Below are 10,210 nucleotides of genomic sequence, written 5' to 3' on the forward strand. Positions count from 1 at the left end.
GCTGGTCGATGTGATGGAGCAGGCGGTGCAGTATCACCGGTTGCAGTTGCAGACGGGGGTTGCTGCGGATGCGCGGGATTATCTGGCGCGGCGCGGGTTGAGCCCTGAAGTGCAGGCGCGCTGGGAGATCGGCTTTGCACCGGCCAACGGTGGCGTGCTCGAACAGCTTTCGGGCAAGGGGATCGACCAAAAGCTTATCGTTGATGCGGGGCTGGCTGCGCAGAGCGATCGTGGCAGTGGCCTTTATAACCGGTTTCGCGACCGGATCATGTTTCCGATCCGTGATGCGCGGGGGCGGGCCATTGGTTTTGGCGGTCGTGCGATGGACCCGAACCATCCGGCAAAATACTATAATTCCCCCGAGACCGCGCTTTTTGACAAGGGCCGCAGCCTCTACAACCATGGCCCCGCCCGCGAGGCGGCAGGCAAGGGCAAGCCTTTGGTCGTGGCCGAGGGTTATATGGATGTCATTGCACTGTCAGAGGCGGGGTTTACAGCGACGGTCGCGCCGCTTGGGACAGCTATAACCGAAGACCAGTTGCGTCTGATGTGGCGTATGGCGCCCGAGCCGATTATCGCGCTGGATGGTGACACCGCCGGTCTGCGTGCCGCAATGCGCGTGATTGATATCGCATTGCCGCTGCTTGAGGCGGGGCAATCGTTGCGCTTTGCGTTGATGCCGGAGGGGTTGGACCCGGATGATCTGATCAAGGCGCAGGGTGCGGGTGCGATGCAGAAGTTGCTCGATCAGGCGATCCCGATGGTGCAGCTCTTGTGGCAGCGCGAAACCGAAGGCCGCAATTTCGACAGCCCCGAGCGCAAGGCCGCCCTTGATAAGGCGCTGCGCGAGAAGATCATGCTGATCAAGGATCAATCGATCCGCAGCCATTACGGGCAGGCGATCAAGGACATGCGCTGGGCGCTCTTTTCCGACCGTAAAGCACCCGCCGCGCGCAAGAGCGGGGGCGGGAGATGGAACCCGCGTCTTGACCCTTGGAAGCGCGATATCAGCCCGGTGGCCACGTCACGCGCCTCTGCACTGGCGGCGGGGGCGGCGGATCAGGACCATTTGCGTGAAGCGGTCATCCTTGCCACGCTGATTGTGGCACCGGTTGTTGCGCCCGAGTTCGAAACGGCACTGGAGCAGATGGACAGCCGTGATCCGGTGCACCGTGATCTGCAGGGCTGCCTTCTGCGTCATCTTGGAGCAGAGGATTTACGCCAGTGCATTGTCCAGGAGATGGGCGAGATGCCCCTTGAAAAACTCTTCGCGCAGAACCACGTGGCTATTAGCCCTGCTGTGCGGCGGGGCGGTGATGCCGAGATCGCGCGTTTGTGCCTTGCTGAAGAGTTCGCCAAACTTGCGGCACGCCGCGGACACGCCAGAGAGATCGAAGATGCCGTCGAAGACCTTGGTGGCGTGGCGGATGAGGGGCTGACGTGGCGGCTTGCACAGGCCACCAAAGCGGTGGATCAGGCAGGGCGCGGCGACAATGAGGACAAAGCCGAATACGCCATCGGCGCGAATGGCGCTCGGATGAAGAAAGAAGAGAAAAGCGCATTTGCGCAACTGATTGAGCAAATCTCCTTTGCAAAGGGGCGGGATCGGCCTAAGTCGTAGTTTGCGCAACAGGTACAAAGAACAATAAGTCAACTGCTTGCGAATCACCTCGATGCGAGGTTGATTCGAAATTAACCGAATCAGCCGAATCACTTTGGCACGAAATAACGCATCCGAAAGGGCATTCCGCATGGCCGCGAAAGACAACGATGATCGCAAGGACGCTGACCAGGACGGTGATATCAGCCTTGATATGAGCCAAGCCGCGGTCAAGAAAATGATCTCTGATGCACGCGAGCGGGGCTATATTACCTACGACCAACTCAATGCTGTTCTGCCACCCGAGCAGGTGTCGTCGGACCAGATCGAAGATGTGATGTCGATGCTGTCCGAAATGGGCATTCAGGTCACCGAAGAAGAAGAAAGCGAAGAGACCGAAGAGAATCAGGGCAACACGGCTCTGGCGACCGTCGCGGGTTCGCGTGAGGTCACGCTGGGCGGGGCCGAGGCCGAGAAGCTGGACCGCACGGATGATCCGGTGCGGATGTACCTGCGCGAAATGGGCTCGGTCGAGCTTTTGTCGCGCGAAGGCGAGATCGCGATTGCCAAGCGGATCGAGGCCGGTCGCAACACGATGATCCTGGGGCTGTGTGAAAGCCCGCTGACCTTTCAGGCGATTACGATCTGGCGCGACGAACTTTTGTCCGAAGACATTTTGCTGCGCGATGTGATTGATCTGGAAACGACTTTTGGCAACCAGTTGGGCGAAGATGGGGACGAACCTGTCGTTGCGGCCCCTGCTGGCCAGTCCGAAGAAAAGAAAGAACTGACCCAAGAGCTTGACGCCGATGGCAACCCGATTGCCAAAGACGATGAAGACGATGATGATGATCAAGCCAATATGTCACTTGCTGCGATGGAAGCGGCACTCAAGCCTCGCGTGCTTGAGACACTTGAACTGATCGCGCGCGATTTTGCTGCTTTGTCCGACATGCAGGACGCGCGGATGTCGGCCACGTTGAACGAGGATTCCTCGTTTTCGGACAAGCAGGAAAAGAAATACCAGAAACTGCGCTCCGAAATCGTTGAGCTGGTGAATTCGCTTCACCTGCACAACAACCGGATCGAAGCGCTCATCGACCAGCTTTACGGCATCAACCGCCGGATCATGTCGATCGACAGTTCGATGGTGAAACTGGCCGATCAGGCCCGTATCAACCGCCGTGAATTTGTGGATGCCTATCGCGGACGCGAGCTTGATCCGAACTGGCTTGATGACATGGCCGAAAAATCCGGTCGTGGCTGGCAGATGCTGATCGAGAAATCGACCGGCAAGATCGAAGAGCTGCGTGGCGACATGGCGCAGGTCGGTCAGTATGTGGGCGTCGATATCACCGAATTCCGCCGCATTGTGCAGCAGGTCCAGAAGGGCGAAAAAGAGGCGCGTCAGGCCAAGAAAGAAATGGTCGAGGCGAACCTGCGTCTCGTTATTTCAATTGCCAAGAAATACACCAACCGTGGTCTGCAGTTCCTTGATCTGATCCAGGAAGGTAACATCGGTCTGATGAAGGCGGTGGACAAGTTCGAATACCGTCGCGGTTACAAATTCTCGACCTATGCAACATGGTGGATCCGTCAGGCGATCACGCGGTCTATCGCGGATCAGGCGCGCACGATCCGTATTCCGGTCCATATGATCGAGACGATCAACAAGCTGGTCCGCACAGGTCGTCAGATGCTGCACGAAATCGGCCGCGAGCCGACGCCGGAGGAATTGGCAGAAAAGCTGCAAATGCCTTTGGAAAAGGTCCGCAAGGTGATGAAAATCGCCAAAGAGCCGATTTCGCTTGAGACACCGATTGGTGACGAGGAAGACAGCCAGCTTGGTGACTTCATCGAGGACAAGAACGCGATCCTGCCGCTCGACAGTGCCATTCAGGAGAACCTGAAGGAAACCACGACACGGGTTCTGGCGTCGCTGACACCGCGTGAAGAACGCGTGCTGCGCATGCGCTTCGGCATCGGCATGAACACCGACCATACGCTTGAGGAAGTGGGTCAGCAGTTCAGCGTGACGCGCGAACGGATCCGTCAGATCGAAGCGAAAGCACTGCGCAAGCTCAAGCACCCAAGCCGGAGCCGGAAGCTGCGGTCGTTCCTCGACCAGTAGGCTTTTGCAGCGTTTAAGAATAAGCCCCATCGTGCGCAACACGGTGGGGTTTTTCTTTGCCTGTCGCATTGGCGGCCTGCGCTCTTTTCACTTCACGGAGAGGTGTTTATGCTGACGGAAAACTGGTGAGGTTCTATGGCACTCTTTTCCAAGCTCTTTGGTGGCGGCAAGACAACGCAGACGACCCCTGCGGAAACTTACAAAGACTGCGCCATCACGCCGACACCTGAGAAAGCAAGCAATGGCTGGCGGATCGGCGCGCGTATTGAGAAGGCCGGGCAGGTGCATGACCTGATCCGCGCCGATGTGTTGCAGTCCAAAGAGCAGGCCGAGGATGCCTCTGTGGCCAAGGCCAAACAGGTGATCGACGAACAGGGTGATCGTTTGTTTCGTTAAACGCTGCCCTGTTCGGGCGGCCAGAACCCGTCAGGGTACACATGCGCAAGCTTGGCCTTGAGCGGCTGCAGATAACTGAACAGGTAGTTATCCAGCGGGTCACGCAGGGCAAGGATGTTTCTGCCTTTTGAGACAGTGATGATGCCCGTAGCCTGCCGGTTGCATCTGTTCTGACAGCCATGCTTGCGCTTTGCGTGGTACCGTCCGATGCTTGCGCCATGCAAACGCAGTTCACCATCGCAACAAACGGTCCCGGCCTATATGAGTTTACCCGCCAAGTGGCCAGCTGGGCCAAGGGGACCGGCCTTTTGACACTGTTTGTCCAGCATACGTCGGCCAGTCTTGTTATTCAGGAGAACGCAGACCCCGAAGTGCAGGTGGATTTGCAGAACTTCTTTGCGCGCCTGGTGCCACCCACGACCGACCCTGGCATGGCCTATCTGACACATACCTATGAAGGCCCTGACGATATGCCTGCGCATATCAAAGCGGCAATGCTGCCGACCCATTTGAGCATTCCTGTGACCGATGGGCGGCTGGCCTTGGGCACGTGGCAGGGCATCTATCTTTTTGAGCACCGCGACAGGCCGCAGCAAAGGCGTGTGATTGCGCATCTAGGCTGAGCGCACTGGTCAACCGCGCCGCAAAAGCAACACCTCAGCCCTGCATCTTGCGGCTTCATTTCCCCCCTACCCAAAACCTACCTGCGCTCATATAGTGCCTGTGGATAAGTGAGGCCGCGCTACCAGTCGTAGCCCCCCGCAAATGAATGAGGACTGAACATGCGTTGCCCGTTTTGTGGAAATGTTGACACACAGGTCAAAGACAGCCGCCCCGCCGAAGACCACGTGGCGATCCGCCGGCGGCGGTTTTGTCCGGCCTGTGGTGGACGGTTTACCACCTATGAACGTGTGCAATTGCGTGACCTTGTGGTGATCAAGACCAATGGCCGCCGCGAAGACTTTGACCGGCCCAAGCTGGAACGCTCGATCCGGATCGCGTTACAAAAACGCCCTGTCGAGCCCGAGCGGATTGACCAGATGATCAGTGGCATCGTGCGCCGTCTGGAAAGCCTTGGCGAGACGGATATCCCGTCGGGCACAATCGGCGAAATCGTGATGGAAAGCCTCGCGCGGATTGATACCGTGGCCTACGTGCGCTTTGCGAGTGTTTACAAGAACTTCCAGGCGGCGGACGATTTCGACAAATTCGTCAGCGAATTGCGCCCTGATCACAAAGACGATCTGGATACGTGACCCAGCACCAGGATGACCGGTTTATGGCGCTCGCCCTGATGTTGGGGCGGCGCGGGATGGGGCGTGTCTGGCCCAATCCTGCTGTGGGCTGCGTGATTGTCAAAGAGGGCAAAATTGTCGGGCGCGGGTGGACGGCTGATGGTGGGAGGCCGCATGCGGAAACGCGCGCGCTGGCACAGGCCGGGGCTGCGGCGGCAGGTGCGACCGCATATGTCACGCTGGAACCCTGTGCCCACCAAGGGCAGACACCGCCGTGCTCTCAGGCCCTGATTGCGGCGCGCGTGGCGCGCGTGGTTGTCGCGACAGGTGATCCTGACAGTCGCGTCGCGGGGCGCGGCATCCGGATGTTGCGCGATGCGGGGATTGTCGTGGACTGTGGTGTGCGCGAGGCGGAAGCGCTGCGCGATCATGCGGGGTTCTTGCTGCGGACCACCCAAAACCGTCCCTTTGTGACGCTGAAAATGGCCGGCACGCTCGACGGGCGCATTGCGACCGCCACAGGGGAAAGCCAGTGGATCACCGGACCTCAGGCGCGCCGCGATGTGCACATGCACCGCGCGCGCCATGATGCGGTGATGGTGGGCGCGGGAACGGTGCGGGCAGATGATCCGTCCTTGACGGTGCGGGGGCTGGGGATTTCGCGCCAACCGGTGCGTGTTGTTGTGTCGCGCGCGATGAAAATCCCCGCCACAGCCCAGCTTGCGCAGACGGCACATGAGGTACCTATCTGGCTTTGTCACGGGGCCGAAGCGGATGTCACCGAGTGGACGGCAAAGGGCGCGCAAAGCCTGCCCTGTGCCACGGCATCAGGCCAGGTGGACCCACGTGCGGTGATGGAAGCACTGGCAGCGCAGGGTGTGACCCGCGTGTTCTGCGAAGGCGGTGGCATGCTGGCCGCGTCGCTGCTGAACGCGGGTCTGGTGGATCAGTTGATTGTCTATTCCGCAGGTGCCGCGATCGGGGCCGAAGGCACGCCGATGTTGGCGGCGATGGGGGTTGATCGTCTGGCCTCTGCACCGCGTTTTGCCTTGGACAGCGTGAGGCCCATGGGACCGGATATCTGCCACATCTGGTCGCGCGCACCAGCCGTTTAGCGCCACAAAAACGCGTAGCTTGCGAAAACCCCCTGAAGTTTTGCCAGGCTGCGGTTGAACATGCCGGGCTTTGGTAAGTCATTGTTTTCAATGCGATCTACGATCACTTCGACAGGGCAGGGCAAACCCGTGACCGGATCGCGGTAGCGCGGATAGGTAATCAATGTGCCATGCACCAAAGCCGCGAGATCAAGCCTTGCTTGGCGGCGCGGCTCGGGCATGGCGCGGTCATCGGTCAGGCCCCAGCCTGCATAGAACGGCGTGCCCAAACAGGTGACTTTCTTGCCGCGCAAAAGCGCCTCGAAACCCAAAAGAGAGGTCATGGTCCAAACCTCATCCACCGCGTCGATTGCGTCGATGGGATCGGTCCCCGCAAGCACGACATCGGCAAGTTCCGCCGCATGGGCAACCGCACCGGGCCGCAGGCCTGCTTCGACATCAGGGTGAGGTTTATACAGGATCACAGCGGCGGGATTTGCTTTGCGCACGACCTCAAGCAGGGCCAGATTGGTGGTCACCTCGCTGCTGCCATGGATGACTGACGCGTCGTCCTCGACTTGACCGGGCACAAGGATGCGGCGGCCTTTGGGCAGATCTGGCAGCGCCTTGGCCGCAAGATTGTATTTCGACAGTCGCGCCTCGGTGATCCGTTCGATCAATGCTGCCGCCCGTGCGCGTTCATGGTCGCTCAGATCATCCGCGGCGTTGAGCAGCGTTTCCAATCGGCTGGGCCGCGTGGCGTCGTAATAGATGCCCTGATCATCCAGAACGAGGCTGAGCGGCGCAATCAGATCGGCACCCAGTCCGCGGGAGCGCAGAAAGCCGTCCTCGACCAGCGCCGCATCCTGTGCCCCGGTGCTGGCCCAGCGCATCAGGCGACGGTTCTTGGCGCGGGCGCTATGGCTTGCCTTGGGGCCGCGCAGGAATTTGACAGGCTTGGGGCGCCCGAAGAAATCCTGCAGGGTCCTGCGTTTCCATAGCCGCATATCGGCGGCGACCCAGCCCCGATAATCATCGCGCCATGCCCGTGCCTCGGCAGCGAGTGTCGCGGCGGCCTCTTCGAAGCTGCACAAGCGGTCGTGGAACGGATCGTACCACGTGGGATAGAGGATCATGGCCGCTGCAAAAAGCTGCGCGCGGGTCAGGTTGCGTTGGCGGCGTTGCAGCGGTTTGCGATCATCCGTCAGCCCCCAGCCCATGTAGAAAGGTTGGCCGAAGACGACAGGTTTGTGCCCTGCAAGGATGGCTTCAAAACCGAGCTGCGAACTGACCGTGTAGACGGCAATCGCACCTTCCAAGAGCGCCCAAGGCGACAGGTTGTCATCAGCAAGCGCAATGCGTGCGTTTGTGTCTTTCTTGGTGAAATACCCTTTGCGGTGCCCTGCCGCGGTTTCCGGATGTGACTTGATAAGGATCTGCGCGTTGGGGAATTCGGTTTGCGCATAGAACAGCATCTCGCGGAAGGTATTACTGTCCGCGCCTGATGCTGTGACCGACGCATCCTTGCGGCTTTGGTCGATCACCAGAACATAGCCCGGCTCAGGGACGGGCAGAGCCGGATCAAAGGCGTTGTACTTTGACAGATGCCCCGATTTGAGTATCTCGATCCCGGCGCGGGCACGGTTCAGCAGGGCGGTGTCGTCCAAAGGCTCTTCGGCAAGGATGAGTTCCAGATCAGATTCAGTTGCAGGATCGAAATGCACGCCACTGCGGTCAATATTCAGTCCAATGGGCGGCGCGCCGTCGCGTCCCAGCCCCACAGAGCGCAAAAAACTGTCTTCGACGCGCAGGATGGGTGCATTGCGCCTTGCGGCCACCGCTTCACCGCGCGGGGATGTGGGGCTGTGCCCCCAGACGCCGACAAGATCCCCGTCACCCGGTGCGCCGATCTTGATGTCATATCCGGCCAGTTCCACAATCCGCCGGACGCGTCCTTTGGTCAGGAAGCCGCCATTGTAGACGTAGAGGTTCTGGCATTTTTCCTGTGTCATCGGCGGCAAGCTATTGCAGCGGTCCGCGCTGTACAACGCGCAAAGGCGGGCTTGCCTGCGATTGTTGCCGCAGCAGGGCATCGTAAGGATCGGCGTCCTGCAGCATCATATCGACAAGGTGACGCAAGAGTTGCTGCCGGCCTGAGGCGGAATAAAAGCCGCCGGGAACCTGGCTCGTTTCCAGCAGGAACTGGCGATAGGTGCGATAGGCCTGCGCGTCGGGGCGTTTGGGCGCTGCATAGAACGCAGGCAACGGCAGGTCTGCAACGAATTCGGGCTTGCTGTAGACAGCCGTGCCAAAGGCTTTGAGGGGGATACCACGCCAGAGTACTTGCTGTCCTGCGGTGGAATTCACTGTCACCGCTGAGCGCGCGTCACCAAGGATCTGCGCGAGTTTACCGCCGCGCAGGTAGTGCGTCCGCCCGTAGATTCCGTGTTCTTTTGCCAGTGTGCGGATCATGTGCCGCAAGGGGGATTGCCCGCTTTCCAATGGATGTGCCTTGAACACCAGATGGTGATGCGCAGGCGCGCCTTTGGCAAAGCCCGTAATCACCTCGGCGATGAAGTCCTGCATGGTTGCGAATGAGGAATGGGCCTGAAAGCTTGCGTCATGTTCCAGTTGCAACAATACGATATGATAAGGATAGCCGCCGGCCTTGATGCGCAGGGTGGCCCAACGCCGGTGCAGGCGCAGGAAGGGCATCAGCAGAAGGCGCTTTGTGTAAAGCAATGCCTCGCGATGGACGGGCAGGGCGCGGTGCGGCTTGAACCCGGGGTAGCGGCGGTTCCGGAACATCACGAACCAATGATAGAGCGCGCCGTAAAAGATATGTTGACGCATATCGCCCCAATGCGCGGGCGGAGTGGGCAGGTCGACGTCCGATTGCGCGAGCCTGTCGCGCATTTCATCCACGGAAATATCCATCAGGCGGGAATGACCGTTACTGCCGCCACGTTCATAGGTCACCCAATAGGGGCGCAGATAGCCTTCCTCGAACACGTGCACGCGCAGGCCCAGGGCTTTGCCCTGTCGCACTGCCTCTGCGTGGGTGGGGCGGGTGTCACCGTAAAGCACGATATCCGTGATGGCGTGGTCCCGAAGGATCGTGGCCAGTGTTTCGGGCCATGTGCCAAGGTCACCCTGGAACGCGATGTAACCCGGCGCACGGCCCCAAAAGGCCGCATCGCCTGCGTTAAAGCCGATACGCCAGACCTTGGCGCCGGTATGCCGCAGCATCCGGCCCAACTGGCGGAAGAAGGGGCCGTGTGGGCCCTGCAGGAAAAGAAAAGACTTTGGAGCTTGCATAATCACGTTGATTGAAAGGTTTCCTGTGGTTCTTACTGACCTGAATAGGCGTTACTGGCAAGCGTCCGGCTTGCCGCAGCGTCTCTGAAACGCTAGGTCAGGACAGAGCAGAAAAGGGGCGCGCAGCTATGTTCACAGGAATTGTTACAGATATCGGCACAGTGCTTGAGGTTGAACAGCGCGGCGACCTGCGCGCACGGATCGGGACCGGCTATGACGTGGCCGGCATTGATATCGGGGCCTCGATTGCCTGCAATGGTGTGTGTCTGACTGTGGTGGCGCTGGGGAATGCTCCGCAGAACTGGTTCGATGTTGAGATTTCCGCCGAGACTGTGGGTGCGACCAATGTAGGCGGCTGGTCTGTCGGGACGCGCCTGAACCTTGAGAGGGCCTTGAAAGTCGGCGATGAGCTTGGCGGGCATATCGTGTCGGGGCA

The 10,210-nt window shown here is 59.7% G+C and carries 10 protein-coding genes; 7 read left to right on the forward strand and 3 right to left on the reverse strand.

Annotation, left to right across the window (positions count from 1 at the left end; all coding sequences use genetic code 11):
- From VGP75_RS09685 to VGP75_RS09695, 3 genes are all read left to right on the forward strand, one after another.
- Positions 1 to 1,621, forward strand: a 1,621-nt coding sequence (locus VGP75_RS09685; RefSeq protein ID WP_327543464.1) for a DNA primase, incomplete at its 5' end; no start/stop codon positions are given.
- A gap of 130 nt (positions 1,622 to 1,751) precedes the next feature.
- Positions 1,752 to 3,731 carry an RNA polymerase sigma factor RpoD gene (gene rpoD / locus VGP75_RS09690; protein ID WP_327543465.1) on the forward strand — a complete coding sequence of 660 codons (1,980 nt, stop codon included), beginning with the start codon at positions 1,752 to 1,754 and terminating at the stop codon, positions 3,729 to 3,731.
- Positions 3,732 to 3,866: 135 nt separating this feature from the next.
- Complete coding sequence (locus VGP75_RS09695) at positions 3,867 to 4,127, forward strand: HlyU family transcriptional regulator (protein WP_327543466.1); 261 nt, start codon at positions 3,867 to 3,869, stop codon at positions 4,125 to 4,127.
- Here the strand turns inward: VGP75_RS09695 and VGP75_RS09700 are convergent.
- Positions 4,124 to 4,351, reverse strand: coding sequence for a hypothetical protein (locus VGP75_RS09700; protein ID WP_327543467.1), 228 nt, complete (start codon positions 4,349 to 4,351; stop codon positions 4,124 to 4,126). The two genes, VGP75_RS09695 and VGP75_RS09700, sit on opposite strands and share 4 nt — an antisense overlap.
- On the opposite strand from VGP75_RS09700, the gene VGP75_RS09705 reads away from it, so the two are divergent.
- The 3 genes from VGP75_RS09705 (at position 4,346) to ribD (ending at position 6,477) form a co-directional block, all read left to right on the forward strand.
- A complete protein-coding gene (locus tag VGP75_RS09705; RefSeq protein ID WP_327543468.1) occupies positions 4,346 to 4,750 on the forward strand; it encodes a secondary thiamine-phosphate synthase enzyme YjbQ in 405 nt (134 codons plus the stop codon). The two genes, VGP75_RS09700 and VGP75_RS09705, sit on opposite strands and share 6 nt — an antisense overlap.
- 159 nt (positions 4,751 to 4,909) lie before the next feature.
- On the forward strand, positions 4,910 to 5,383 hold the full coding sequence (nrdR, locus tag VGP75_RS09710) for a transcriptional regulator NrdR (RefSeq protein ID WP_110280060.1): 474 nt from the start codon (positions 4,910 to 4,912) through the stop codon (positions 5,381 to 5,383).
- Positions 5,380 to 6,477, forward strand: coding sequence for a bifunctional diaminohydroxyphosphoribosylaminopyrimidine deaminase/5-amino-6-(5-phosphoribosylamino)uracil reductase RibD (gene ribD, locus VGP75_RS09715; protein ID WP_327543469.1), 1,098 nt, complete (start codon positions 5,380 to 5,382; stop codon positions 6,475 to 6,477). The genes nrdR and ribD overlap by 4 nt, the downstream gene beginning before the upstream one ends.
- On the opposite strand, the gene VGP75_RS09720 is transcribed toward ribD, so the two are convergent.
- Positions 6,474 to 8,468, reverse strand: a complete 1,995-nt coding sequence (locus tag VGP75_RS09720) for a capsule polysaccharide biogenesis protein (protein ID WP_327543470.1) — start codon at positions 8,466 to 8,468, stop codon at positions 6,474 to 6,476. The genes ribD and VGP75_RS09720 overlap by 4 nt on opposite strands.
- A 10-nt stretch (positions 8,469 to 8,478) precedes the next feature.
- Positions 8,479 to 9,774, reverse strand: a complete 1,296-nt coding sequence (locus tag VGP75_RS09725) for a capsule polysaccharide biogenesis protein (protein ID WP_327543471.1) — start codon at positions 9,772 to 9,774, stop codon at positions 8,479 to 8,481.
- 128 nt (positions 9,775 to 9,902) lie between these two features.
- Between VGP75_RS09725 and VGP75_RS09730 the strand changes: the two genes are divergently transcribed.
- A partial coding sequence (locus VGP75_RS09730) for a riboflavin synthase (RefSeq protein WP_526025507.1) occupies positions 9,903 to 10,210 on the forward strand: 308 nt, incomplete at its 3' end.

Source organism: Yoonia sp., from assembly GCF_036007805.1.
Taxonomy (GTDB): domain Bacteria; phylum Pseudomonadota; class Alphaproteobacteria; order Rhodobacterales; family Rhodobacteraceae; genus Yoonia.